Annotated in this window: 24 protein-coding genes and 2 tRNA genes; 10 read left to right on the top strand and 16 right to left on the bottom strand. The window is 58.7% G+C overall.

What is annotated here, in order from left to right:
• Positions 1 to 2 precede the first annotated feature (2 nt).
• From QMN93_RS11885 to mltB, 11 genes are all read right to left on the bottom strand, one after another.
• A tRNA-Arg gene (locus tag QMN93_RS11885) sits at positions 3 to 76 on the bottom strand.
• A 4-nt stretch (positions 77 to 80) separates the two neighbouring features.
• A tRNA-Ser gene (locus QMN93_RS11880) sits at positions 81 to 173 on the bottom strand.
• A gap of 342 nt (positions 174 to 515) precedes the next feature.
• Entirely contained in the window at positions 516 to 701 is a 186-nt protein-coding gene (csrA, locus tag QMN93_RS11875; protein WP_000906486.1) for a carbon storage regulator CsrA, read from the bottom strand.
• A gap of 241 nt (positions 702 to 942) precedes the next feature.
• Complete coding sequence (gene alaS, locus QMN93_RS11870; protein ID WP_045888112.1) at positions 943 to 3,570, bottom strand: alanine--tRNA ligase; 2,628 nt, start codon at positions 3,568 to 3,570, stop codon at positions 943 to 945.
• 131 nt (positions 3,571 to 3,701) lie between these two features.
• Positions 3,702 to 4,202: a recombination regulator RecX gene (gene recX / locus QMN93_RS11865; RefSeq protein ID WP_033146366.1), complete on the bottom strand. Its 501-nt coding sequence runs from the start codon at positions 4,200 to 4,202 to the stop codon at positions 3,702 to 3,704.
• A gap of 68 nt (positions 4,203 to 4,270) precedes the next feature.
• A complete protein-coding gene (gene recA, locus QMN93_RS11860; protein WP_023308943.1) occupies positions 4,271 to 5,329 on the bottom strand; it encodes a recombinase RecA in 1,059 nt (352 codons plus the stop codon).
• Between the two features lie 89 nt (positions 5,330 to 5,418).
• Positions 5,419 to 5,916 carry a nicotinamide-nucleotide amidase gene (pncC, locus tag QMN93_RS11855; protein ID WP_023308944.1) on the bottom strand — a complete coding sequence of 166 codons (498 nt, stop codon included), beginning with the start codon at positions 5,914 to 5,916 and terminating at the stop codon, positions 5,419 to 5,421.
• Between the two features lie 129 nt (positions 5,917 to 6,045).
• Entirely contained in the window at positions 6,046 to 6,924 is an 879-nt protein-coding gene (locus tag QMN93_RS11850; protein ID WP_182382613.1) for a metal ABC transporter substrate-binding protein, read from the bottom strand.
• 14 nt (positions 6,925 to 6,938) lie between these two features.
• Positions 6,939 to 7,799 (bottom strand): metal ABC transporter permease, encoded by an 861-nt coding sequence (locus tag QMN93_RS11845; protein ID WP_048975962.1) that lies wholly within the window; start codon positions 7,797 to 7,799, stop codon positions 6,939 to 6,941.
• Positions 7,796 to 8,449, bottom strand: a complete 654-nt coding sequence (locus QMN93_RS11840) for a metal ABC transporter ATP-binding protein (protein ID WP_094934787.1) — start codon at positions 8,447 to 8,449, stop codon at positions 7,796 to 7,798. Before QMN93_RS11840 ends, QMN93_RS11845 begins: the two co-directional genes overlap by 4 nt.
• 269 nt (positions 8,450 to 8,718) lie before the next feature.
• Positions 8,719 to 9,819: a lytic murein transglycosylase B gene (gene mltB, locus QMN93_RS11835; RefSeq protein WP_193139861.1), complete on the bottom strand. Its 1,101-nt coding sequence runs from the start codon at positions 9,817 to 9,819 to the stop codon at positions 8,719 to 8,721.
• A gap of 251 nt (positions 9,820 to 10,070) precedes the next feature.
• Between mltB and srlA the strand changes: the two genes are divergently transcribed.
• From srlA to gutQ, 7 genes are all read left to right on the top strand, one after another.
• Entirely contained in the window at positions 10,071 to 10,634 is a 564-nt protein-coding gene (gene srlA / locus QMN93_RS11830) for a PTS glucitol/sorbitol transporter subunit IIC (RefSeq protein ID WP_023333189.1), read from the top strand.
• Positions 10,631 to 11,590 (top strand): PTS glucitol/sorbitol transporter subunit IIB, encoded by a 960-nt coding sequence (locus QMN93_RS11825; protein WP_023308950.1) that lies wholly within the window; start codon positions 10,631 to 10,633, stop codon positions 11,588 to 11,590. The genes srlA and QMN93_RS11825 overlap by 4 nt, the downstream gene beginning before the upstream one ends.
• A gap of 12 nt (positions 11,591 to 11,602) precedes the next feature.
• Entirely contained in the window at positions 11,603 to 11,965 is a 363-nt protein-coding gene (gene srlB, locus QMN93_RS11820; protein ID WP_023308951.1) for a PTS glucitol/sorbitol transporter subunit IIA, read from the top strand.
• Positions 11,966 to 11,979: 14 nt separating this feature from the next.
• Entirely contained in the window at positions 11,980 to 12,759 is a 780-nt protein-coding gene (gene srlD, locus QMN93_RS11815) for a sorbitol-6-phosphate dehydrogenase (protein ID WP_193139864.1), read from the top strand.
• 127 nt (positions 12,760 to 12,886) lie between these two features.
• Positions 12,887 to 13,246 (top strand): transcriptional regulator GutM, encoded by a 360-nt coding sequence (gene gutM / locus QMN93_RS11810; RefSeq protein ID WP_064673535.1) that lies wholly within the window; start codon positions 12,887 to 12,889, stop codon positions 13,244 to 13,246.
• A gap of 63 nt (positions 13,247 to 13,309) precedes the next feature.
• Positions 13,310 to 14,083, top strand: coding sequence for a DNA-binding transcriptional repressor (locus tag QMN93_RS11805; protein WP_021241949.1), 774 nt, complete (start codon positions 13,310 to 13,312; stop codon positions 14,081 to 14,083).
• Positions 14,076 to 15,041 carry an arabinose-5-phosphate isomerase GutQ gene (gutQ, locus tag QMN93_RS11800; RefSeq protein ID WP_029742068.1) on the top strand — a complete coding sequence of 322 codons (966 nt, stop codon included), beginning with the start codon at positions 14,076 to 14,078 and terminating at the stop codon, positions 15,039 to 15,041. The genes QMN93_RS11805 and gutQ overlap by 8 nt, the downstream gene beginning before the upstream one ends.
• Here gutQ and norR read toward each other — a convergent pair.
• On the bottom strand, positions 15,038 to 16,552 hold the full coding sequence (norR, locus tag QMN93_RS11795; protein ID WP_193139866.1) for a nitric oxide reductase transcriptional regulator NorR: 1,515 nt from the start codon (positions 16,550 to 16,552) through the stop codon (positions 15,038 to 15,040). The two genes, gutQ and norR, sit on opposite strands and share 4 nt — an antisense overlap.
• 186 nt (positions 16,553 to 16,738) lie before the next feature.
• Between norR and norV the strand changes: the two genes are divergently transcribed.
• Together norV and norW are read left to right on the top strand one after the other, a co-directional pair.
• Complete coding sequence (gene norV, locus QMN93_RS11790; protein WP_193139868.1) at positions 16,739 to 18,184, top strand: anaerobic nitric oxide reductase flavorubredoxin; 1,446 nt, start codon at positions 16,739 to 16,741, stop codon at positions 18,182 to 18,184.
• The gene (gene norW / locus QMN93_RS11785; protein ID WP_193139870.1) at positions 18,181 to 19,314 is read left to right on the top strand and encodes an NADH:flavorubredoxin reductase NorW; all 1,134 of its coding nucleotides are present in this window, start codon (positions 18,181 to 18,183) and stop codon (positions 19,312 to 19,314) included. Before norV ends, norW begins: the two co-directional genes overlap by 4 nt.
• Before the next feature lie 450 nt (positions 19,315 to 19,764).
• Here norW and QMN93_RS11780 read toward each other — a convergent pair whose 3' ends face one another.
• The 4 genes from QMN93_RS11780 to QMN93_RS11765 all read right to left on the bottom strand — a co-directional run bounded on the left by QMN93_RS11780 (position 19,765) and on the right by QMN93_RS11765 (position 24,704).
• A complete protein-coding gene (locus tag QMN93_RS11780) occupies positions 19,765 to 20,787 on the bottom strand; it encodes a HoxN/HupN/NixA family nickel/cobalt transporter (RefSeq protein ID WP_048975979.1) in 1,023 nt (340 codons plus the stop codon).
• Between the two features lies 1 nt (position 20,788).
• On the bottom strand, positions 20,789 to 23,005 hold the full coding sequence (gene hypF, locus QMN93_RS11775) for a carbamoyltransferase HypF (protein ID WP_193139872.1): 2,217 nt from the start codon (positions 23,003 to 23,005) through the stop codon (positions 20,789 to 20,791).
• Positions 23,006 to 23,010: 5 nt separating this feature from the next.
• The gene (gene hydN, locus QMN93_RS11770; RefSeq protein WP_023308960.1) at positions 23,011 to 23,556 is read right to left on the bottom strand and encodes an electron transport protein HydN; all 546 of its coding nucleotides are present in this window, start codon (positions 23,554 to 23,556) and stop codon (positions 23,011 to 23,013) included.
• A gap of 134 nt (positions 23,557 to 23,690) precedes the next feature.
• The gene (locus tag QMN93_RS11765; protein WP_045888102.1) at positions 23,691 to 24,704 is read right to left on the bottom strand and encodes a LacI family DNA-binding transcriptional regulator; all 1,014 of its coding nucleotides are present in this window, start codon (positions 24,702 to 24,704) and stop codon (positions 23,691 to 23,693) included.
• A gap of 214 nt (positions 24,705 to 24,918) precedes the next feature.
• Here QMN93_RS11765 and ascF point away from each other — a divergent pair, with 214 nt between their 5' ends.
• Positions 24,919 to 26,370, top strand: coding sequence for a PTS cellobiose/arbutin/salicin transporter subunit IIBC (gene ascF, locus QMN93_RS11760; RefSeq protein ID WP_193139874.1), 1,452 nt, complete (start codon positions 24,919 to 24,921; stop codon positions 26,368 to 26,370).
• Positions 26,371 to 26,380 lie beyond the last annotated feature (10 nt).

Here is a 26,380-nt window from a genome sequence, read left to right as displayed (position 1 = left end):
GGTGCATCCGGGAGGATTCGAACCTCCGACCGCTCGGTTCGTAGCCGAGTACTCTATCCAGCTGAGCTACGGATGCAAAATGGCGGTGAGGCGGGGATTCGAACCCCGGATGCAGCTTTTGACCGCATACTCCCTTAGCAGGGGAGCGCCTTCAGCCTCTCGGCCACCTCACCACACAACGCCTCTTTCGAGTGCTTTGAGTTACTCGTTAAGAGCTTCTCGTCGCTGCGTGGCGCATATATTACTTTCTGGGACTTATAAGTCAAACAATTTTCCAAAAGCTTTTATCGTTTGCACAAATCACACGCAATTCGCATGTAAAAGCCGCAAAGAGGGTGTTTTATAAGCGGATTTTGCAGGCATCTTCACAGAAAACCTTTGCAGAAATAGCGGCGTAAGGGCGAGTTTAGGGTAACGGAGTGGTTAAAAAGAGAGCGTTTGAAATTAAACGGTAACATTGAGCAGGAAATATGACAGGAGGGTTGCGTCTCGCCCGACAGCGAGACGCGACAATATCAGTAACTGGACTGCTGGGATTTTTCAGCCTGGATACGCTGGTAGATCTCTTCACGGTGGACAGATACTTCTTTAGGAGCGTTAACACCAATACGTACCTGGTTACCCTTTACCCCTAAAACTGTCACGGTGACCTCATCCCCAATCATGAGGGTCTCACCAACTCGACGAGTCAGAATCAGCATTCTTTGCTCCTTGAAAGATTAAAAGAGTCGGGTCTCTTGTATCCCGGCATTATCCATCATATAACGCCAAAAAGTAAGCGATGACAAACACGTAAAGTGTAAGCAGTCACGGCATCACATTCTGTTAAACGTAAGTTTAGCCGATATACACAAACTCAACCTGACTTTATCGTTATCGATAGCACAGTGAACAAGACGCCATAACGTTACCGCTATGGCGTCTGCTTGTGCTTTGTAGTTATTACAGTTTCGCGCTTACCCAGCTTTCAACGCTGGCCAAAGCTTGCGGAAGTGCCGCTGCATCCGTACCACCGGCTTGCGCCATGTCCGGACGACCGCCACCCTTGCCGCCCACCTGCTGAGCGACCATACCAATCAGTTCCCCTGCTTTAACGCGGTCGGTCACATCCTTAGAGACGCCCGCAATCAGAGAAACCTTACCTTCTGCCACTGTCGCCAGCACGATAACGGTAGAACCAAGCTGATTCTTGAGATCGTCGACCATAGTACGCAGCATCTTAGGCTCAACGCCCGCCAGATCGCTGACCAGCAGTTTGACGCCCTTAATGTCTACAGCCTTGCTGGAGAGGTTTGCACTCTCCTGCGCCGCAGCCTGCTCTTTCAGCTGCTGCAGCTCTTTTTCCAGCTGACGCGTGCGATCCAGCGCAACGCGCACTTTCTCGCCCAGGTTCTGGCTATCGCCTTTCAGCAGCTGCGCGATGTCGTGCAGCTGATCGCTCTGCGCATGCAGGCTGGCGATTGCGCCTTCACCGGTCACCGCTTCAATACGACGCACGCCTGCCGCCGTACCGGATTCGGAAACAATGCGGAACAGGCCGATGTCACCGGTGCGCGATGCGTGCGTACCGCCGCACAGCTCGGTAGAAAAGTCGCCCATGCTCAGCACGCGAACGCGGTCGTCATATTTCTCGCCAAATAGCGCCATCGCACCTTTTTTCTTCGCGTCCTCGAGCTCCATGATGTGGGTCTCGATTGGCAGGTTACGACGGATCTGCGCGTTCACCAGATCTTCCACCGCGCGGATTTCAGACGGTTTCATCGCTTCAAAGTGCGAGAAGTCGAAACGCAGCACTTTGTCGTTAACCAGAGAACCTTTCTGTGCAACGTGGGTACCGAGTACGTCGCGCAGGGCAGCGTGCATCAGGTGGGTTGCAGAGTGGTTCAGACGAATGCGCGCGCGGCGTGCTTCATCAACGTTAGCCTGTACGCCCTCGCCCACTTTCAGAGAACCGGAAACCAGTTTGCCCTGGTGACCAATCGCCTGACCGTATTTCTGGGTGTCGCTGACGCTAAAGCTAAAGCCGTTGCCTTTCAGTTCGCCCTTATCGCCAACCTGACCGCCGGACTCCGCGTAGAACGGCGTTTTGTCCAGAATGACAACCGCATCCTGGCCCGCGCTGATGCTGTCCACGGCTTTACCGTCAACAAACAGGGCGGTCACTTTGCCGGTCAGTTCCAGCGCGTCATAACCTTTGAATTCCGATGCGCTATCAACGCGGATCATCGCGTTATAGTCTGCGCCAAAACCGCTGGATTCACGCGCACGACGACGCTGCTCTTCCATCGCGGCTTCGAAGCCCGCTTCGTCAACTTTGATGTTGCGCTCGCGGCAAACGTCCGCCGTCAGGTCAACCGGGAAGCCGTAGGTGTCGTACAGGCGGAAAGCGGTTTCGCCATCCAGCGTGTCGCCCTTAAGTTTCGCCAGCTCTTCGTCCAGCAGCGCCAGACCGCGCTCAAGCGTACGCGCAAACTGCTCTTCTTCGGTTTTCAGAACCTGCTCTACCTGCGCCTGCTGGCGTTTCAGCTCATCACCGGCAGCACCCATCACGCCAATCAGTGGCCCAACGAGTTTATAGAAGAAGGTGTCCTTCGCGCCCAGCATGTTGCCGTGACGGATGGCACGACGAATGATACGACGCAGCACGTAGCCACGGTTTTCATTCGACGGGATAACGCCGTCGGCAATCAGGAACGCACAGGAACGAATGTGGTCCGCGATAACGCGCAGCGATTTGTTGTTCAGATCGGTCGCGCCGGTAACGTTCGCAACGGCTTTGATCAGGGTGCTGAACAGATCAATTTCGTAGTTGGAGTTAACATGCTGCAGAACCGCGGCAATACGCTCCAGACCCATACCGGTATCGACGGAAGGCTTCGGCAGCGGCTCCATCGTACCGTCGGCCTGACGGTTGAACTGCATGAACACGATGTTCCAGATCTCAATGTAGCGATCGCCGTCTTCTTCCGGGCTGCCCGGAGGCCCACCCCAGATGTGGTCGCCGTGATCGTAGAAGATCTCGGTGCACGGACCGCAAGGACCGGTATCACCCATCTGCCAGAAGTTGTCAGACGCGTATGGCGCGCCTTTGTTATCACCGATGCGAATAATACGCTCGCGCGGGATCCCGACTTCTTTTTCCCAGATTTCGTAGGCTTCGTCATCGGTTTCATAGACGGTAACCCACAGACGCTCTTTCGGCAGGTTGAACCAGTTTTCACCGGTCAGCAGTTCCCACGCATATTGAATGGCATCGTGTTTGAAGTAGTCGCCGAAGCTGAAGTTACCCAGCATTTCGAAGAAGGTATGGTGACGCGCGGTGTAACCGACGTTTTCCAGGTCGTTGTGTTTACCGCCCGCACGCACGCAACGCTGTGAGGTTGTGGCGCGGGAATAATTACGCTTGTCGAGACCAAGGAACACATCCTTGAACTGGTTCATCCCGGCGTTGGTAAACAGCAGAGTCGGATCGTTGTTCGGTACCAGGGAGCTGCTGGCAACAACCTGGTGTCCCTTACTATGGAAAAAATCGAGAAACGCCTGACGGATCTCAGCGGTGCTCTTGCTCATAATTATCCTGAAATCAAGCTAACGAAATGTCGTAGCCAGCCTGTATCGGTAAACCGTTGGACAGACCAGCTACTGGAAAAAGTGGGAATAAGATAAGTTTTCTTTAGTGGGAAGTAAAATCCCGCATGCGTTCAATCGGCAAAATTACGCCAGATATCCTGAATATCTTCCATCAGAAAGCCGCGGTAGAGCAAAAAGCGCTGGATTTTAACTTTTTCTGAAAACTCACGCGGCAGCGGTTCGCCGTATTTACGAATCGCCTGTTCTCTGGCCAGCTCGCACCAGTCAGTATCGCATTCGCGCATCGCTTTTTCGATGGACTCCCTGGCCACCCCTTTCTGGTTCAGCTCCTGCCGGATGCGCGCGGGCCCATATCCTTTACGGCCGCGGCTGGCGAGAAACCGTGAGGCAAAACGCTCGTCATCAAGATAACGATGCTCATAGCACCAGGCAATCACGCGGTCATAATCTTCCGCGGTGGCATCAATCTCTTCCGGCCCGTTTTTACTCATCACCGGAGCCGACAGTTTTCGCCGCAGCTCCTGTTCACTGTGGTCACGAACGGCCAGGATGCGCACCGCGCGGTCCAGTAAGCGCGCATACGCGGGTCTACGTGTTGTCGGTTCACTCATAAAAAACCTGCTGATTCAGAAATGCAAAAAGGGCCGCATCAGCAGCCCTTCATTTTTAAACGAAACAATTAAAAGTCTTCGTTAGTTTCTTCAGCATCCGCGGCATCCACCACGAAATCAGGTTTGGAGTCCTGGTTGTTCAGCAGAAGCTCACGCACCTTCTTCTCAATCTCTTTCGCTGCAGCCGGGTTCTCTTTCAGCCAGGAGATCGCGTTCGCTTTACCCTGACCAATCTTGTCACCGTTGTAGCTGTACCAGGCGCCCGCTTTTTCAATCAGCTTCTCTTTCACGCCCAGGTCAACCAGCTCGCCGAGGAAGTTGATCCCTTCGCCGTAGAGGATCTGGAACTCAGCCTGTTTGAACGGCGCAGCGATTTTGTTCTTCACAACTTTCACGCGGGTTTCGCTACCGACCACGTTCTCGCCCTCTTTCACCGCGCCGATACGGCGGATATCCAGACGGACAGAGGCGTAGAATTTCAGTGCGTTACCACCGGTAGTGGTTTCCGGGTTACCGAACATCACACCAATTTTCATACGGATCTGGTTGATGAAGATCAGCAGCGTGTTGGACTGCTTCAGGTTACCCGCCAGCTTACGCATCGCCTGGCTCATCATACGTGCCGCGAGGCCCATATGAGAGTCACCGATTTCACCTTCGATTTCGGCTTTTGGCGTCAGTGCGGCTACGGAGTCGACCACGATAACGTCAACGGCACCAGAACGCGCCAGCGCGTCACAAATTTCCAGCGCCTGCTCACCGGTGTCCGGCTGAGAACACAGCAGGTTGTCGATATCCACGCCCAGCTTGCGGGCATAAACAGGGTCCAGCGCGTGCTCGGCATCGATAAACGCACAGGTTTTACCTTCGCGCTGTGCCGCGGCAATCACCTGCAGCGTCAGGGTGGTTTTACCGGAGGACTCTGGCCCGTAGATTTCTACGATACGGCCCATAGGCAGACCGCCAGCGCCCAGCGCGATATCCAGAGAAAGCGAACCGGTGGAGATGGTTTCCACATCCATGGAACGGTCTTCACCCAGGCGCATGATGGAGCCTTTACCGAATTGCTTTTCGATCTGGCCCAGTGCTGCCGCCAACGCTTTCTGTTTGTTTTCGTCGATAGCCATTATTACTCCTGTCATGCCGGGAGAAGCGACTGTGCTTCACCGTGGATTTCTGTTCTGTTGGTGCAATTATACTGTATGGTCATACAGTATCAAGTGTTTTGTAGAAATTGTTGCCAGAGCGTTTTTAACGCATAAACGGTTGCCTGACGACGCACGCTTTCGCGATCGCCGCTGAAGCACTCCCGGCGGGTGATCCCTTCCCCTTTGGACGTGGCGAATCCAAACCAGACGGTGCCGACAGGCTTCACGTCGCTGCCGCCGTCCGGGCCCGCAATGCCGCTAATGGAAATGGCGTAATCTGCCCGCGCCTCTTTGAGCGCGCCAATGGCCATCTCGATCACCACCGGTTCGCTGACCGCGCCATGCTGTTCAAGCGTGGATTCACGCACGCCAATCATCTGAGCTTTAGCTTCGTTACTGTAGGTCACAAAACCGCGTTCAAACCAGGCGGAACTGCCGGCAATATCGGTAATCGCTTTCGCCACCCAGCCGCCGGTGCAGGATTCCGCGGTGGTGATTGTCGCGCCACGCTGCTTCAGCGCAAGGCCAACGATCTCGCTAAGCTGCATCAATTCATGGTCAGTCATTCTCGCTCCAGGCATCAGAAAAACGTGCTGCACAAGATAGCACTTTCTCGTCAGATGTGGGGATGGACTTCAGGTTTTACGAGGGGGCTTCAGAAAAAAGCCGGTACGGACGCACCGGCGGTAGAAAGGTTATTTCATGCTGTCGGCGAGAGTGTTCACATTGTGGCGAAACGCCTTAACGTAGGTGTCAGCCACCCCACCTTTTGCCGACAGCGCTTCGGGGTAAAGCTCGCCCCCGGGCTGTGCGCCCGTCGCCGACGCAATCTGTTTCACCAGACGCGGATCGAGCTGATTCTCCATGAACCAGGTTTTCACGCCGTCGGCTTTAATCTGATTGATAATCTCGGCGACCTGCGCCGCGCTGGCTTCGCTCTCAGACGACAGCCCCTGCGGCGCCATAAACGTCACGCCGTAAGCGCGGCTGAAATAGCCGAACGCGTCATGGCTGGTCAGCACTTTACGCTTCGCCGGCGGGATCTGGCTAAAGCGCGTTTTGGCCCAGTTATCCAGTTGCGTCAGCTGCGCGATATACGGCTTACCGGTAGCCTCGAGCGCCGCTTTATCTTGCGGATCGGCTTTCACCAGCCCGTTCAGAATATTTTGCGCATAGAGCGCCCCGTTCGCCGCGCTGTTCCACGCATGGGGATCGGTCACAGTCTTTCCATCTTCCTCAAGCGTGTGGGTTTTCACCCCTGTTGAGGCGACAACCAGTTGCCCTTTGAACCCGGAGGCTTTCACCAGACGATCAAGCCAGCCTTCCAGCCCCAGGCCGTTCACCACCACCACATCAGCCTTGCTCAGGGCCGCGCTGTCTTTCGGCGACGGTTCGAAGGTATGCGGATCGCCGTCCGGCCCGACCAGCGTCGTCACGTTCACATAGTCGCCGCCCACCTCCTGCGTGATATCCCCCAGTATCGAAAAGCTGGTCACCACATTCAGCGTTTTCGCCATCACGCCGTGCGACATCATCCCCAGCGCGAGCGCCACTACAAATCCTGTACGTTTCATCGTTTCCCCTTGCGTTAAAAATACGCCCGCAGGCTGCCAGCGAGCCTGCTTCGCGTACCCAGTAAAATGGAAATAAAGAACAGCGCGCTGGCGGTGAGCACGATGGACGGCCCGGCCGGCAGACTCATCGCCCAGGAGAGGCTCAGCCCCAGCCATGCGCAGACGATACCGCTGATACCCGCCATTAGGAGTAAGGCAGGTAACGTGCGCACCCAGCAGCGGGCTGCCACGGCCGGAAGCATCATCAGCCCGACGGCCATCAGCGTGCCGAGCACCTGAAAACCGGCCACCAGGTTAAGCACCAGCAGCGCCAGAAACAGTCCGTGCAGCAGGCCAGGCAGCCAGCGGGCGTTCACCTGCAGCCAGGCGGTATCAAACGCTTCTGTCACCAGCCCGCGATAAAACAGCGCCAGCGTGATAAGGGTGAACATGCAAACGCCCGTAACAAACAGCGCGGCGTCGTTGTCCACGGCGAGGATGGAGCCAAACAGCAGATGCAGCAGATCGACATTCGACCCGCGCAGCGACACCAGCGTGACCCCCAGCGCCAGCGAGCCAAGATAAAACCCGGCAAAGCTCGCATCTTCTTTCAGCGGCGTGCGTCGACTGACCAGCCCGGCCAGCAGCGCCACGGTAATTCCCGCGATAAAACCGCCAATACTCATCGCCAGCAGCGACATACCGCTGAGCAAATACCCCACGGCGACACCCGGCAAAATGGCGTGAGAAAGGGCGTCACCCATCAGGCTCATCCGACGCAGCTGAAGAAACACGCCGAGCGCGGTGGTGCTGACCGAGAGCGCCAGGCAAACCACCAGCGCGCGACGCATAAAGCCGTACTCAATAAACGGCTGAAAAAAGAGATGCCAGATCATGCCACCCTCACCCGCTCGGTTTTCCACTGGGGAACGTCAGCATCCAGCCGCAGCGTCTGCGGGAAATGGCGCGACACGCGCTCGCTGTCGTGCAGTACCGCGAGCAGCGTTTGCCCCTTCATATACATCTCCAGCATCAGATCCATCAGCACGCTGCAGGTGGCTTCATCGACCCCGGTAAAGGGTTCATCCAGCATCACCAGCGGCGCCTGCTGCACCAGGACGCGGGCAAACAGCATGCGCTGAAACTGACCGCCGGAGAGTTCATCGATGGTGGATAACGCCATGGACTCAAGCCCGACGCGCTCAAGCGCGCTGGCAATGCGCAACCGCGTTTCGCGACGAAACCCGGAAAAAAGCGACATGCCCGGCCAGCAGCCCATGCTTACCACGTCCTGTACGGTCAGCGGAAACTGCGCCTCCAGCGCGTGACGCTGTGCCAGCCAGCCGATTACCGGCCGCTTACCCTGCCAGCGGAAGCCGCCGCTGACGGGAGGAATAAATCCCGCCAGCGTTTTCAGCAGCGTGGATTTCCCGCAGCCGTTAGCGCCGATAATGGCGGTCATGCTGCCGCGCTCAATCGTGCCCGAGAGGGGCCGCGTAACGGGCTGGCGTTCATATCCCGCGACCAGTTCATTCATCACAATCATGGCAATGCCACCGCCCAGCGCACGGCCAGCCCGATAAAGGCAACAAGCACCAGCGCCAGCAAAAGCCGAACCAGAGCAGACAGAGAAAAAAGGGACGTTGACATTCTGACACCACATTAAATGTTATAACATAACAATAATGAAAGGCGGTGAAGATGTAAATGGCGGGTTTGAAAAGGGAGTGTGCCGAAATGTTTCTGCAGGAAATAGGTGCGCGCGGGTGCCCTCACCCCAGCCCTCTCCCACAGGGAGAGGGGGAATAAGATGACTTACTGACTAAACGGAGACGCCGCCGGCACGCGGGCCTGCGATACCGCCAGCCCCAGCTGCCATACGGCCATCGCATAGTGAGTGCTGTGGTTATAACGGGTGATGGTGTAGAAGTTCGGCATGCCGTACCAGTACTGATAGCCCGTCCCGACATCCAGACGCAACAGACTTACCTGATCGACATTGCCCAACGGCTGAGTCGGTGTTAAGCCCGCCGCCGTCAGCTGCGCAACGCTGTATTTGGTTTTGAAGCCGTTTTCCAGCCCAGGCGCCTGACCGTTCGCCTGCACCGCCACCTGGCCGCCCGGCGTCCAGCCGTGCGCTTTGAAGTAGTTCGCCACGCTGCCGATGGCATCTACCGGATCCCACAGGTTGATATGACCATCCCCGTTAAAGTCGACGGCATATTGCTTATAGGAGGACGGCATAAACTGGCCGTAGCCCATCGCGCCGGCAAACGACCCTTTCAGATCGAGTGGATCGTCCTGCTCGCTGCGCGCCATGAGCAGGAAGGTTTCCAGCTCGGAAGAGAAATACTCCGCGCGGCGCGGATAGTTAAAGGAGAGCGTCGCCAGCGCGTCCAGGATGCGGGTTTTACCCATCACGCGGCCCCAGCGGGTTTCCACGCCGATAATCCCGACGATGATTTCCGGCGGTACGCCGTACACCTGCCACGCGCGGTTGAGCGCATCTTCATACTGATTCCAGAACACCATGCCGTTTTGCACGTTGTCCGGGGTAATAAACTGTTTGCGGTAGCGCAGCCACGCGCCGTTCGGCCCGCTCGGCACCTGGGCCGTCGGCGCCTGCCTGTCCATCAGGCGCAGCACGTAGTCCAGACGCTTGGCCTGAGACAAAATTTCGTGCAGCTGCTGTCTGTCAAAGCCGTGCTTGCTCACCATTTTATCGATGAACTGCTCGGCCGCCGGGTTATTCGCGAAGTCGCCGCCCATCTGCATCATATTGTGCTGCGGCTCCAGCAGGAATCCTCCGGAAGGCGCGCCCGCCGTTTGCTGAACGGCTTCGGTCTTAGGTTTGCTACTACAGGCAGACAGCAGAATAAGCGCAGGCAACAGCGCTGCATAACGACGCTTGAACATGAGACATCCATTTAACGGGTTCGATAAGAACCCAGTATGGTAAAGCATCCGCAACACCTCAAGGAAGCGGTACGCGCCTCCCCCACGCAAATCCGCCCTTTTTTCCACCGAAAATCATTGACCCCATCAATAAACTTTCAAAATAATCCATTTTTCTTTCATTGTGAGATCTAATTAACACTTTAAAACCTTTCAAAGTGATTATTATTAGCCCCGCAAGACAAAAACAAAAAGCCCCACAGGAGAGAAGAATGATAGAAACCATCACCCACGGCGCCGAGTGGTTCATCGGGCTGTTTCAGAAAGGCGGAGAAGTGTTCACCGGCATGGTGACCGGGATCCTGCCCCTGCTGATCAGCCTGCTGGTGATCATGAACGCGCTGATTAACTTTATCGGCCAGCAGCGCATTGAACGCTTCGCCCAGCGCTGTGCCGGTAATCCGCTGTCCCGCTACCTGGTACTACCGTTCATCGGCACCTTCGTGTTCTGCAACCCGATGACCTTAAGCCTCGGCCGCTTCATGCCGGAAAAGTACAAGCCGAGCTACTACGCCGCCGCCTCCTACAGCTGCCATTCCATGAACGGCCTGTTCCCGCACATTAACCCCGGCGAGCTGTTCGTCTATCTCGGGATCGCCAGCGGTCTCACCACCCTTGGCCTGCCGCTCGGCCCGCTGGCGGTGAGCTACCTGCTGGTTGGCCTGGTCACCAACTTCTTCCGCGGCTGGGTGACCGACCTCACCACCGCCATTTTTGAGAAAAAAATGGGCATCCAGCTTGAACAGAAAGTCCATCTTTCAGGAGCCACAGCATGAACCGGATCCGCATTGAGAAAGGCACGGGCGGCTGGGGCGGCCCGCTGGAGTTCGACGCCACCGAAGGCAAAAAGATCGTCTACATCACCGCAGGCACGCGCCCGGCGATCGTCGACAGGCTGCGCGAGCTGACCGGCTGGGAAGCGGTCGACGGCTTCAAGGAGGGCGAGCCGCCGGAAGCGGAAATCGGCGTGGCGGTGATCGACTGCGGCGGCACGCTGCGCTGCGGTATCTATCCGAAGCGCCGCATTCCGACAGTGAATATTCACTCCACCGGAAAATCCGGCCCGCTGGCGCAGTACATCCTTGAGGACATTTATGTCTCAGGCGTGAAGGAGGACAACATCACTCTGGTGAATGGCACTGCCGCGCCGCAAAAAGCGGCCCCGCGCGAGTACGACACCAGCAAGAAGATCACCGAGCAGAGCGACGGCCTGCTGGCGAAGGTCGGGATGGGCATGGGTTCCGCCGTGGCGGTACTGTTCCAGTCCGGGCGCGACACCATCGACACGGTGCTGAAAACCATCCTGCCGTTTATGGCTTTCGTCTCGGCGCTGATCGGCATCATCATGGCGTCCGGTCTGGGCGACTGGATTGCCCACGGCCTCGCCCCGCTCGCCAGCCACCCGCTCGGGCTGGTGACGCTGGCGCTGATCTGCTCCTTCCCGCTGCTGTCGCCGTTCCTCGGCCCGGGCGCGGTGATTGCCCAGGTCATCGGCGTGCTGATTGGCGTGCAGATTGGTCTGGGGAACATTCCCCCGCACCTCGCCCTGCCCGCCCTGTTCGCCATTAACGCCCAGGCGGCGTGCGATTTCATCCCCGTAGGGCTGTCGCTGGCGGAAGCACGCCAGGACACCGTGCGCGTGGGCGTGCCGTCCGTGCTGGTGAGCCGCTTCCTGACGGGCGCGCCGACGGTGCTGATTGCCTGGTTTGTCTCCGGCTTTATTTATCAATAAGAGGTTCCTGCGATGACCGTGATTTACCAGACCACCATTACCCGCATCGGCCAGAGCGCGGCTGACGCGCTGAGCGACCAGATGCTGATCACCTTCCGCGAAGGCGCCCCGGCGGATATCGAAGAGTTTTGCTTTATCCACTGCCACGGCGAGCTGAAGGGCGAGCTGAAGGCCGGGAGCCAGCTGGAGCTGGGCGAGGCGCGCTATGCCGTGACCGCCGTCGGCGACGTGGCCGAGCAAAACCTGCGCGAGCTGGGCCACATCACCCTGCGTTTCGACGGCCAGCCGCAGGCCGAATATCCCGGCACGGTTCACGTGGCGGGCCCGGTTCCGCAGGCTGTCACCCCAGGCTGCACGTTAAAATTTGTTGCGTAATTAAGGAGAAACACATGAGTCAGGTTGCCGTTGTCATTGGTGGAGGACAAACCTTAGGCGAGTTCCTCTGCCGTGGGCTTGCCGCAGAGGGCTACCGCGTGGCGGTAGTGGACATTCAGAGTGAAAAAGCCGCCCGCGTGGCGGACACCATTAACACCGAGTTTGGCGAAGGGGTGGCGTACGGGTTTGGCGCCGACGCCACCAGCGAACAGAGCGTGATGGCGCTGGCCCGCGGCGTGGACGAGATTTTTGGGCGTACCGACCTGCTGGTCTACAGCGCGGGGATTGCGAAAGCGGCCTTTATCAGCGATTTCGAGCTGGGGGACTTTGACCGGTCGCTGCAGGTGAATCTGGTGGGCTATTTCCTCTGCGCCCGCGAGTTTTCCCGTCTGATGATCCGCGACGGCATTCAGGGGCGCATCATTCAGATCAACTCCAAATCGGGGAAAGTGGGCAGCAAGCATAACTCCGGCTACAGCGCGGCGAAGTTTGGCGGCGTGGGGCTGACGCAGTCTCTGGCGCTGGATCTGGCCGAGTACGGCATTACCGTGCACTCGCTGATGCTGGGCAACCTGCTGAAATCGCCGATGTTCCAGTCCCTGCTGCCGCAGTACGCCACCAAGCTCGGCATCAAGGCTGAGGAAGTGGAGCAGTACTACATCGATAAAGTGCCGCTGAAGCGCGGGTGCGATTATCAGGACGTGCTGAACATGCTGCTGTTTTACGCCAGCCCGAAAGCCTCGTACTGCACCGGGCAGTCGATTAACGTCACCGGCGGGCAGGTGATGTTCTGATCGAGCGGTTTGTTCCCCCTCACCCTAACCCTCTCCCCGGAGGGGAGAGGGGACGGTCAGGTGCAGCCTTTTCCCCCTCGCCCCTTTGGTGAGAGGGACGGGGTGAGGGGAAAAATAAGGAGCCAACATGGTAACAACACTCATCACCGTCGCCGCCCTCGCCTGGATTTGCCAGATGGCGTTTGGCGGCTGGCAGATCCACCAGTTTAACCGCGCGTTTGACGCGCTGTGTCAGAAAGGTCGCGTCGGGGTCGGGCGTTCCGGCGGACGCTTCAAACCGCGAGTCGTCGTCGCCGTTGCGCTGGATGAAAACAATCACGTCTGCGATTCCCTCATCATGCGCGGCATGACCGTCTTTGCCCGACCGGTGAAAATCCAGGCAATCAACGGCATTTCGCTGCAGGAATTACGGCCTGATGTGATCTTTCCCCATGATCCACTCTGTCAGAATGCACTATCATTAGCGCTTAATCTGAAACATGGATAATTTCGTTGTGAAAGCTATAGACTTGCGAAATTATCATTTCGCAACCTAAGGAACGAAGCGCCTATGAAACCTCGTCAGCGGCAGGCGGCCATTCTCGAGCATCTGCAAAAGCAGGGAAAATGCTCGGTAGAGGATCTGGCCCACTACTTTGACACCACCGGCACGACAATACGCAAGGATCTGGTATTGCTCGAAAACTCTGGCGCCGTCATTCGAACCTACGGCGGCGTGGTGCTCAACAAGGACGAAGCGGACCCGCCTATCGACCACAAAACGCTGATCAATACCCACCAGAAAGCGCTGATTGCCGAAGCCGCCGTCAAATTTATCCACGATGGCGATTCCATCATTCTGGATGCAGGCAGCACCGTACTGCAGATGATCCCGCTGCTCAGCCGCTTTAACAACATCACGGTGATGACCAACAGCCTGCACATCGTCAACGCACTGTCGGAGTTCGACAGCGAACAGACCATCCTGATGCCCGGCGGCACCTTCCGCAAAAAATCGGCGTCGTTTCACGGCCAGCTTGCGGAGAATGCCTTCGACCACTTCAGCTTTGATAAACTCTTTATGGGCACCGACGGCATCGACCTGAACGCAGGCGTTACAACGTTCAACGAGGTGTTCAGCGTCAGTAAAGCGATGTGCAACGCCGCGCGGGAAGTGATTTTGATGGCCGACTCGTCGAAGTTTGGCCGCAAAAGCCCCAACATTGTCTGTAGCCTTGAAAGCGTTGATAAGCTGATTACCGACGCGGGTATCGACCCGGCGTTCAGGAAAGCGCTGGAAGAGAAAGGAATCGACGTGATCGTAACCGGAGAGAGAGATGAGTGATTTTCTGTTAGAAACGGGCCGCCAGACGCTGATGCTGGAACTGCAGGAAGCCAGCCGCCTGCCCGAACGTCTGGGCGAGGATTTCGTCCGCGCGGCCAACACCATTATCCACTGCGAAGGCAAAGTGATCGTGGCGGGCATCGGTAAATCCGGCCATATCGGCAAAAAGATTGCCGCAACGCTCGCCAGCACCGGTACCCCGGCGTTCTTCGTGCATCCGGCAGAGGCGCTGCACGGCGATCTGGGGATGATTGAAAGCCGCGACGTGATGCTGTTTATCTCCTACTCCGGTTCGGCCAAAGAGCTGGATCTGATTATTCCGCGCCTGCAGGAAAAATCGGTCGCCCTGCTGGCGATGACCGGAAAATCCCGCTCGCCGCTGGCGCTGGCCGCCAAGGCGACGCTGGATATTTCCGTTGAGCGTGAAGCCTGTCCGATGCACCTCGCCCCGACCTCCAGCACCGTTAACACCCTCATGATGGGCGACGCGCTGGCAATGGCGGTGATGCAGGCGCGCGGCTTTAACGAAGAAGATTTCGCCCGTTCGCATCCGGCGGGCGCGCTCGGCGCACGCCTGCTCAACAAGGTTCACCACCTGATGCGCACCGACGATGCCATTCCGCAGGTCAAACTCGATACCAGCGTCATGGACGCGATGCTGGAGCTCAGCCGCACCGGTCTGGGGCTGGTAGCGGTGTGCGATGACAACGGGAGCGTCAAGGGCGTGTTCACCGACGGCGACCTGCGCCGCTGGCTGGTGGGCGGCGGCAGGCTGGAAACCAACGTGTCGGACGCCATGACCAAAGGCGGGTTGACGCTGAACGCCGAGAGCCGCGCCATTGAAGCCAAAGAGGTGCTGATGAAGCGCAAAATCACCGCCGCACCGGTGGTGGATGATGCCGGCAGGCTGTGCGGCGCCATCAACCTGCAGGATTTCTATCAGGCCGGCATTATCTAACCCTTCAGTCCCAGACGCTTCGCCAGCCTGTGCAGGTTGGCGACGTCCATCTCCAGCGCCCGCGCGCACGCCGCCCAGCTGCGGTTATTCTGCTCCAGCGCGCGGGTGATCCTCTGACGCTGAAACGCCTCCGTGGCTTCACGCAGATTTTCATTCGCTATCTCTGGCGCAGCCTGCGCAACAGCCGGTGCGCTTTCATCCTGCAGCGCAAAATGCCGCGCGTGGATCACCACCTCGTCACCCGAACGCGTCGCCCGCGCCAGCACCACCGCGCGGTGGATCGCATGCTCCAGCTCGCGCACGTTGCCCGGCCAGCCGTAGCTCAGCAGATGCGACCTCGCACCCTGGCTCAGCACCACGCGGGAAAGCCCCATCCTGAGACGGCACTGCTCGCAGAAAAAGCCCGCCAGCAGCACCACGTCGTCCCCGCGCTCGCGCAGCGGCGGCACGGTAAGCGGGAACACGCTCAGGCGATGGAACAGGTCGGCGCGGAACTGCCCTGCCAGCACCGCTTCACGCAGGTCATGGTTCGTTGCCGCCAGCACGCGAACGTCCACTCTGTGGCTGCGGTCATCCCCCACGCGCTGGATGTCGCCGTACTGCAAAACGCGCAGCAGCTTGGCCTGCAGCGACAGGGAGAGCTCGCCGATTTCATCCAGAAACAGCGTGCCGTTATCGGCCATTTCGAACTTGCCGCTGCGGTTGCTGATGGCCCCGGTAAACGCCCCTTTTACGTGACCAAACAGCTCGCTTTCCGCCACGCTTTCCGGCAGCGCGGCGCAGTTGAGGTACACCAGCGGGTTCACCGCGCGCGGCGACGCTTCGTGAATGGACTTCGCCACCAGCTCCTTGCCGGTGCCGGTTTCCCCGAAGATCAGCACGTTCAAATCTGAGGCGGCGACAATCTCAATCTCTTTTTTGAGCTGCGCCATGCCCGGAGAAAGGCCGATCATCTCCGTGTGCGTCACCTGCTCAAACGCCGCCGGGCTGCCGGGAAGAATGTTCTGGCTCTCCAGCTGTTCAATCAGCAGGGCATTGTTCAGCGCCCCGGCGGCCAGGGCGGCAATCAGGCGCAGCTCTTCGTCGCTAAAGGTGTCGAACTGGTCCGGCGACAGGCCGTCGAGGGTCAGCGCGCCGATCAGGTTTTGTCCGGCAAACAGCGGCAGGCCGATACAGGCGTGCACCTTCAGGCTCTCCTGTCCGGGAATAAGCCCGTCGTACGGGTCGGGCAAGTCGCTGTCCGCCGGGAAGCGCACCACGTCACCCGCACGGGCGATAGTCTCCAGACGCGGATGGCCCTCAAGGGTAAAACGCCGTCCAAGCACGTCCTTCGCCAGCCCGTCGATAGCCAGCGGAATAAACTGCCGCCCCTCGTAGCGCAGCAGCGCCGAGGCGTCGCACGCCAGCACGTGGCGCAGCGTGGAGATCAGCCGCTGAAAGCGGTCCTGATGGCCGATACCGGTCTGCAGCTCAATGGCGATCTTCGCCAGCACGTCTACGGAAAAGCTCATAGTGACCTCGCTGTCATTTTGACAATGCATGTTGTCATATTGACACTGCTTTTGATAGTCATAATGACTACCCACTACGGATCATAAAAATATTAATTAAGTAAAATCAATAAATTAAAAACTGGCACGCAACTTGATATAGGCAAACCATCTTATTTGAAAATGCTGTATTACGTAGAGGTTGCTATGTCTATTCTGGTTAAAAATAACATTCATTGGGTGGGTCAACGTGACTGGGAAGTGCGCGATTTCCACGGGACGGAATACAAAACGCTGCGCGGCAGCAGCTACAACAGCTATCTCATCCGCGAAGGAAAAAACGTGCTGATCGATACCGTCGATCACAAGTTCAGCCGCGAGTTCGTGCAGAACCTGCGCAGTGAAATCGACCTGGACGACATCGACTACATCATCATCAACCACGCGGAAGAGGACCACGCCGGCGCGCTGACCGAGCTGATGTCCTACATTCCGAACACGCCGATCTACTGCACCACTAACGCCATCGACTCAATCAACGGCCACCACCACCATCCGGAGTGGAACTTCCACACCGTGAAAACCGGCGACGCGCTGGATATCGGCAACGGCAAGCAGCTGATCTTCGTAGAAACCCCGATGCTGCACTGGCCGGACAGCATGATGACCTACATGACTGGCGACGCGGTGCTGTTCAGCAACGACGCCTTCGGCCAGCACTACTGCGACGAGCGCCTGTTCAACGACGAAGTGGACCAGACCGAACTGTTCGAGCAGTGCCAGCGCTACTACGCCAACATCCTGACCCCGTTCAGCCGCCTGGTGACGCCGAAAATCACCGAAATCCTCGGCTTTAACCTGCCGGTGGAGATGATTGCTACCTCCCACGGCGTGGTGTGGCGTGAGAACCCAACCCAGATTGTGGAGCTGTACCTGAAGTGGGCGGCGGACTATCAGGAAGACCGCATCACTATTTTCTACGACACCATGTCCAACAACACCCGCATGATGGCGGACGCGATTGCCCAGGGCATCAACGAAGTGGACCCCAACGTGGCGGTGAAAATCTTCAACGTGGCGCGCAGCGATAAGAATGAGGTTTTGACCAACGTGTTCCGCTCTAAGGGCGTGCTGGTGGGCACCTCCACCATGAACAACGTGATGATGCCGAAAATTGCCGGTCTGGTGGAAGAGATGACCGGCCTGCGTTTTCGCAACAAGCGCGCCAGCGCCTTTGGCTCCCACGGCTGGAGCGGCGGCGCGGTAGACCGTCTCTCCACCCGTTTACAGGATGCGGGCTTTGAAATGTCCCTCAGCCTGAAGGCGAAATGGCGCCCGGATATCGACGCCCTGGAGGTCTGCCGCCAGCACGGCCGCGACATTGCCCGCCAGTGGGCGCTCGCACCGCTTCCGCAAGCTGCCGAACCGACCGCACAGCAGGAAACCTGCGCCTGCGCCGCCGCGGCAGCCGCCGATCCCGGACCGCGCATGCAGTGCAGCGTCTGCCAGTGGATTTACGATCCTGAACTGGGCGAGCCGCTGCAGGACGTTGCGCCGGGCACGCCGTGGAGTGACGTGCCGGAAAACTTCCTCTGCCCGGAATGTTCACTCGGTAAAGACGTCTTTGACGAACTGGGTACGGAGGCAAAATGAACAACGGTATCGTCATCATCGGCTCGGGCTTTGCCGCCCGCCAGCTGGTGAAAAATATCCGCAAGCAGGACGCCAGCGTGCCGCTGACGGTGATCGCCGCCGACAGCATGGACGAGTATAACAAGCCCGATCTGAGCCACGTCATTAGCCAGAATCAGCGCGCCGAGGACCTCACCCGCCAGACGGCGGGTGAGTTCGCGGAACAGTTTAACCTGCGTCTGTTTCCCTACACCTGGGTCACCGACATCGACGCCGCCGCCCACGTGGTAAAAGCAAAAGAGAAAACCTGGCAGTACGACAGGCTGGTGCTGGCCACGGGTGCCTCTGCGTTTGTGCCGCCGATTGAGGGCCGCGAGCTGACGATCACCCTCAACAGCCAGCAGGAGTACCAGGCCAGCGAAACGGCGCTTCGCGACGCGCAGCGGGTAATGATTGTTGGTGGCGGGCTGATAGGCACCGAGCTGGCGATGGATTTCTGCCGGGCGGGTAAATCCGTGACTCTGGTCGACCATGCGGCGAGCATTCTGTCGTCACTGATGCCGGCAGAAGTAAGCAGTCGCTTACAGCATCGCCTGACCGACATGGGGGTGCATCTGCTGTTGAAATCGCAGCTGCAAAGTCTGAGCAAAACCGAAAGCGGCATTCGTGCCACGCTCGACCGCAGCCGCAGCGTTGAGGTGGATGTGGTAATCGCTGCAACGGGCCTGCGCCCGGAAACCGCGCTGGCGCATCGCGCAGGCGCCGAAATACAGCGTGGCGTGAAGGTAAATAGCTACCTGCAAACCACGCAACCTGATATTTACGCGTTAGGTGACTGCGCTGAAATTAACGGTCAGGTACTGCCTTTTTTACAGCCAATTCAATTAAGCGCGATGTATCTGGCGAAAAACCTGCTCGGCGGCAGCGCGCCGCTGAAATTACCCGCCATGCTGATTAAAGTCAAAACGCCGGAATTACCGCTGCATCTTGCCGGTGAAACGCAGCGTCAGGATCTGAACTGGCAAATTACCCTCGAACCGCAGGGAATGGTCGCGCGCGGCGCGGATAACGAGGGTCAGATTCGCGCTTTTGTGGTTAGTGAAGACCGGATGAAGGAGGCTTTCGCACTGCTGAAACTGTTACCTGCTTAACCCTCGCTTTGCCGGGCGGCGCTTCGTTTACCCGGCCAACAGCTAGTCTACGCTGTCTTAATCTTTGGATTTTATTATTCACCGCCCCGATATTCCGGGGCTTTTTTTTACGTATTCTATTCATCAAACAAATGCAAAGTAGATATATCATCGCTATCAATCCCTTATTTATTATTTTCGTAAATACTTTAATCTGAAACAGATTAAAAACATCATCCAGCTTTATTATTGTCAGCCGACTCAGTCTGAAAAGACATCATCAGCAGGAGGCGAATCATGGCGAATTTTTATAAATAACTCAATTATCTTTCTCGTTATTTCACACAAGCGAAGAATGCGGAATATATTTATTCCGCAAAAGTTCTACATTTTCAGCATCTTTTTTATCGGTATGCCGCTATGCGCCAGCCATTGAGGAAGTCGCGGAGGTTGCGCCGTGCAGGAGCCGGTTCAGGAACGTACCACCAGCGCGTCGTAGCCACGCCAGCGGTAGTTGACCATGGAGATCAGCCAGCAGGCGACAAACAGCCCAACCACCACAAACCCGGCGTTGCCCAGATTGTCGTTTACCGTGCCAATCAGATCCCACACGCCGCCGCTGAGGGCAAATTTGTCCATCAGCAGACCCAGCGCTTCCAGCCCGCCGATAAACAGCGCCACCACCACGGAGGTGCCGGTAATGGTCATGTTGTAGTAGAGCTTGCGCTGCGGCTTGTTGAACGCCCAACCGTAGGCACCGACCATCAACAGGTTATCGAGAGTATCCACCAGCGCCATGCCGCTGGCGAAGAGCGCCGGGAAGACCATGATTGACCACACCGACATCCCGCTTGACGCGCTGGCGGCAGAGATCCCCAGCACGCCAATCTCGGTGGCCGTGTCAAAGCCGAGGCCAAACAGGAAACCGACCAGGTACATCTGCCAGCTTTTATTCACCAGGCGGAAGGTTTTGCCAAACAGCCAGTTCATGACGCCACCCTGGGCAGGGAGCGTGATGTCGCCCTGCACTGGCCTGCCCTGTTTCAGCGCCTGAAAACTGCGCCAGACGCCGCGCAGGATCACCATGTTCACCAGCGCCATCGCCAGCAGGAAGGTGGCGGAAACGGCGGTGCCAATCAGGCTGCCGGTTTCGTGGAACCATTCCATGTTTTTCTGAAACGCCGTCGCGGTCGCGGCGATAGCAATGGAGGCCAGCACCACGATGGTGGAGTGCCCCAGCGAGAACCACGCCCCCACGCCGGAAGGACGTTTGCCCTGCTGCATCATCTTACGCGTCACGGTATCAATCGCCGCGATGTGGTCAGCGTCCACCGCGTGACGCAGCCCGTAGCACCACGCCAGCAGGCTGGCGGCCATCAGCGCCGTGCTGCCGCTAAAAGCGTGCCATGCCCATCCCCAGGCCAGCAGGTTTGCCATTACCAGAGCCAGCAGCAGAAGCGCGGCGCGAGGTTCATTGCGTAAGAGTCGTAACATTTTAAGTCCTTTGTGAACATGACCGGGCAGCGGCGATCGCCGCCTGCCCGAAGGAGATCGCTCCGTCACCTGCGGGCAGGCGCGAAGGAAAAAGAAGCGTAAAGTCAGATAGATAATGACGCAGCCGCGCGCGCAGCAGACGGTTGTGTAGCACGCCGCCGCTGAGACAGATTGTCGACAGCGACAGGCGTCGGGCATGGCGCGCGGCGAGTTGCGCCAGCCCTTTTGCCAGCGCGTCGTGAAACGCCCACGCGCGCTGGCAGGATTCCGCCTGCCAGCTCAGCCACTGCTGCCAGAACTGCGCGAGGTTATCCACGTCCAGCGTCACCGGATGGTCGACGCCCGCGCACTGCGAGGCCAGCGCTTCCAGCCGGCAGGCCGCTTCACCTTCCCAGGATTGGGTTTCGATGCCCAGCGCGCAGGCGACCGCATCAAACAGGCGACCACAGGACGAGGCCTGCGGCGCGTTGATGCCGCGCCGGATCGCCGTTGCCAGCAGCGGCCAGTTTTCACGCTGAACCGCGCGCGTTTCCGGATACTGCTGCCAGTCAGGGACAAACGCCAGGCAGTGGGCGAGTAAATTACGCCACGGCTGCCGCGCCGCCAGATCGCCCCCCGGCAGCGCAACGGCAGGCAGCCCGTCCAGACGCTCGCACGCGAGATAGTTCACCCGCAGGCACTCCCCGCCCCACAGCGCGCCGTCCTCGCCCATGCCGATCCCGTCCAGCGTCAGGGCAATCACGTCTCCGCCGTCGAGCGGCCAGCCGTTCTCCGCCAGGCACGCCGCCGCATGGGCGTGATGGTGCAGTACGGTTTCGACCGGCAGCCCCTGCGCCTGCGCCCACCGTTGTGTGTGATAACCCGGATGGGCGTCACACACCACGCGCTTCGGCTGAAAGGCGTAAATTTTCTGCATCAGCGATAGCGCGCCGCGCCACTGCGCTTCGACACCCTCGTCACCGAGATTGCCAAAATGCTGGCTCAGCACCGCCTGGCTGCCACGCACCAGGCAGAAGGTGTTTTTCATCTCCGCGCCGGTGCATAGCATGGCGGGGATATTCTCAAAACCCGCAGGCAGCGCGACGGCATCGGGCACAAAACCGCGCGCGCGGCGAAGCATCGCGCCGTCGCGATCCACCACCGAATCGTCCATCCGCTGCAGGATATCGCGGTTGTGCAGCAGGAAGCCGTCCGCGACGTCGCCGAGCTCATCCAGCGCCTGCTGGTTGGTCATGGCAGGCGGTCTGCCGCTGAGGTTGCCGGAAGTCATCACCAGCGGGCGCTGGCAGTCCATCATCAGCAGGTGTTGCAGCGGATTAGCGGGAAGCATGATGCCAATACAATCGAGCCCGGGTGCAATCCCTTCGGGAAATCCGGGAAGCGAGGCTTTTGGGGTCAGCACAATCGGCGCTGCGGAGGAGCGTAACAGCGTCTGGATCGCCTCCGGCACGCCGTCCGCATTCGGGATCATTACCGCCAGCGGCTTAGACGGTCGCTGTTTGCGTGCCCGAAGCGTCGCGACCGCCTGCGGATTACGCGCGTCGCAGACGAGATGAAAACCGCCCAGCCCTTTGACCGCGACTATGCCGCCGCTTTTCAGCATCGCCACCGCCGCGCTCAGCGCAGCCTCACGGGAAGCGGTGATGTCGCCCGCACGCCATCCCAGCGCTGGCCCGCAGTCCGGGCAGGCTACCGGCTGGGCGTGAAAACGTCGATCGGCGGGATTGCGGTATTCCGTCTCACAAGGCAGGCAGAGGGGAAATGCGGCCATTGACGTGGCCGGACGGTCATAGGGCATCGCGCTGATAATGGTAAACCGCGGCCCGCAGTGCGTGCAGTTGATGAACGGATAGCGATAGCGGCGCTCGCCGGGGTCGCGCATTTCAGCCAGACACGCCAGACAGGTCGCGGCATCGGGAACAATCTGCGTGTCCATCGCCCCGCCCGCGCTGTGGCGGATGGTAAAGTCCTCCGGCACCTGCGCCCACGTAAACGGCTGCGTTTCAACGTGGTCAATGCGTGCCAGCGGTGGGCAGTCCTGATGCAGCCTCGCGGTAAAGGCCCCCCCATTACCCGCGAGGCGCACCAGCACGCCCTCTCCATCATTGCAGACGTCACCGGTCAACTGAAGCGCCTGCGCCAGCTGCCAGACGAAGGGACGAAACCCCACGCCCTGCACCTTGCCGCGCACGCGCAGCTGTACGCCGTTGCTGCTCATAGGGTTCAGAACAGCAGCGATGACGACGTGTCGAATGCCGCGCGACGGCGCTTTTCGGCGCTCATCTGCTCAAGCTTGTCGCGATCCACGCAGACCAGCGCGTGCGTCGGGCAGGCTTCCATGCAGGCCGGACCGGCGTCGCGGTGATAGCAAAGATCGCATTTGTTGGCTTCGGCTTTCTCCGCACGTACGCTCAGCCCCATGCCGCTGTTGCGTACCACCGGACGAACAACCACCTCCATCGCGCCGTACGGGCAGGCGACCACGCAGGTTTTGCAGCCAATGCAGCGCTCCTGCATGACGTGCACAAAGCCTTTCTCGCGTTTAATTGCCCCGTTCGGACAGACGTTCGCGCACGGTGCGTCTTCGCACTGGCGACAGATGGCGGCGGTGGAAATATTCACGCCTTTGATGACGTGGATGCGCGGCAGGAAGGTGTCAGGGGTGAGCGACGCGCAGTCCTGCTCCGCCTGATGGGAAACCACGCACGCCACTTCACAGGTACGGCAACCAATACACTTACTGGCATCGGCCATAATAAAACGGTTCATCTGCTTCTCCAGCATTACAGTTATGCGCGGAGATATTCATAAACCGTGCCAATAGTTAACCTGTTGATTTTAGATGAATTTAAAAATCACGATGGTGCTGTCATCGTCACTTATGACGATGACAGCTGTCGACATCAGCGGTGCGGGCCGTCAATAACGGAGTCGCGCAGGACAAGCTCGCCGGAGAAGGTTTGCTGATACTTAAACTCACCGCCGTCGAGCATGAAGATCAGGCGGCTGATGGTCTCTTTGATCATCTCCGTCACCGGAATACGCACGCTGGAGAGCGACGGCACGATGTAGGGCGCGATGGCCACGTCGTCGAAACCGATCACCGACACCGCGTCCGGTGCGGCCACGCCGCTGTCGTGGAGCTGCTTCATGGCGCCGATCGCCATGTCGTCATTACTCGCCACCAGCGCCGTAAACCGTTCACCGCGCGCAAGCAGTTCGGCAACCGCCGCCGCGCCGCTGGCGGGGTTCCACTTTCCCTGCGCAATCAGCCCCTCGCGCAGCGGAATACCGTGCTGCGCCAGCGCGTCCTTGTAGCCGGAGAGACGCTCAACCCCGGTGGGGGAATCCAGCGAGCCGGTGATAAACGCGATCTCCCGGTGCCCTTTCGCAATCAGCTGCGACACCGCCTCCTGACTGGAGGCTTTATGATCTGACCAGACGCAGTGGCTGCTGTTTTTCCGCAGGCGGCGGTTGAGCACCATAATCGGCTGCTCGCACTTCTCGACGATCTCATCCATCTCTTCCACGCTCAGGAAGCGCGGATAGATAATCACCGCGTCGCAGCGCATATCGAGCAGGTACTGGATCGCCTCGCGCTCTTCATCCGCGCTGTGCTTGCCGTCCGCGAGGATCAGCTGCCGCCCCTTTTCTTCCGTCATGCGCGCGGCGTGAAACAGCAGTTCGCTAAAGTAGACGCCGTGATAGAGGGTGTTCGTCACCACCAGCCCCAGCGTCTGGGTACGTTTGGTTGCCAGGTTTCGCGCCAGCAAATTCGGGCGATAGCCGCTCTCTTCAATGGCCTGAAACACCCGGTCTTTGGTCTCCTGGCTGACGTAGCCATTTCCCGACAGCACCCGGGACACCGTGGCTTTCGAAACGCCTGCCCGCTTCGCCACTTCAAGCATCGTGGTCATAGTGTTATTCCGTCTGAATCTGATGGAGCGCAGTGTACTGCACTGCAAAAAAATTGTCGCAGCGGTGAAATCACGCTTTCGACACCTCATTGCGATCTTCATCACGAAACGAAAAAATGGTCAAAAAGCGATCTTGTTTCATTCACAGAAACTCATGATGATTATGTGTAACCGGTTTCCTACATGTCTCACAACAATAACAGGATCACATCCGATGGCCAAAAATTACGCTGCGCTGGCGAACGACGTTATCAGCGCGCTGGGCGGCAAAGAGAACATCGTCGCCGTCACCCACTGCATGACGCGTCTGCGTTTCGTACTGAAAGACGAAAGCCTGACCGACGCAGCGCGCCTGAAAAGCATCAGCGGCGTGCTCGGCGTGGTACGCAACGACAACCAGTGCCAGGTCATTATTGGCAACACGGTTTCACAGGCGTACCGCGAAGTGGTGAGCCTGCTGCCCACGGACCTGCAGCTCGCAGTGCCGGAAGGTCCGCAGAAGATGACCTTACGCCGCATTGGCGCCGGGATCCTCGACGCGCTGATCGGCACCATGTCCCCGCTGATCCCGGCGATCATTGGCGGCTCGATGGTCAAGCTGCTGGCGATGATCCTCGAGATGACCGGCGTGCTGCCAAAAGGCGCGCCGACGCTCACTATTCTGACCGTCATCGGCGACGGCGCCTTCTTCTTCCTGCCGCTGATGGTGGCGGCCTCGGCGGCGGTGAAGTTCAAAACCAACATGTCGCTGGCCATCGCCATCGCGGGCGTGCTGGTGCACCCGAGCTTTATCGAGCTGATGGCGAAAGCCGCGCAGGGCGAGCACGTTGAGTTCGCCTTTATTCCGGTGACGGCGGTGAAATACACCTACACCGTCATCCCGGCGCTGGTGATGACCTGGTGCCTGTCGTATATCGAACGCTGGGTGGATCGCATTACCCCGGCGGTGACGAAAAACTTCCTCAAGCCGATGCTGATCGTGCTGATTGCCGCCCCGCTCGCCATCGTGCTGATTGGCCCGCTGGGGATCTGGATCGGTAGCGCCATCTCCGCGCTGGTCTACACCATTCACGGCTACCTGGGCTGGCTCTCCGTCGCCATCATGGGCGCGCTCTGGCCGCTGCTGGTGATGACCGGGATGCACCGCGTGTTTACGCCGACCATCATTCAGACCATTGCCGAAACGGGCAAGGAAGGGATGGTGGTGCCGTCGGAAATCGGCGCCAACCTGTCGCTCGGCGGCTCGTCGCTGGCGGTGGCGTGGAAAACCAAAAACCCGGAGCTGCGCCAGACGGCGCTGGCGGCGGCAGCCTCCGCCATTATGGCGGGGATCTCTGAACCGGCCCTGTACGGCGTGGCGGTGCGTCTGAAACGTCCGCTGATTGCGAGCCTGATCAGCGGTTTTATCTGCGGGGCGGTCGCCGGCATGGCCGGTCTTGCCAGTCACTCGATGGCGGCACCGGGGCTGTTCACCAGCGTGCAGTTCTTTGACCCGGCCAACCCGATGACCATCGTCTGGGTGTTCGGCGTGATGGGGCTGGCAGTGGTGCTGTCGTTTGTTCTGACCCTGCTTTTAGGGTTTGAGGATATCCCGGTCGAAGACGAGGCTGAAAAAGCGCGCGCCCTGCAGACCGCACCGGTACAGAACAACGCAGCAAAAGCATAAATTGAAAGCG

This window comes from Enterobacter sp. R-1.6.2 (assembly GCF_035064085.1).
Taxonomy (GTDB): domain Bacteria; phylum Pseudomonadota; class Gammaproteobacteria; order Enterobacterales; family Enterobacteriaceae; genus Enterobacter; species Enterobacter asburiae_B.
The sequence above is the reverse complement of the archived record's forward strand: the minus strand, read 5'-3'. Positions and strand labels throughout refer to the sequence as shown.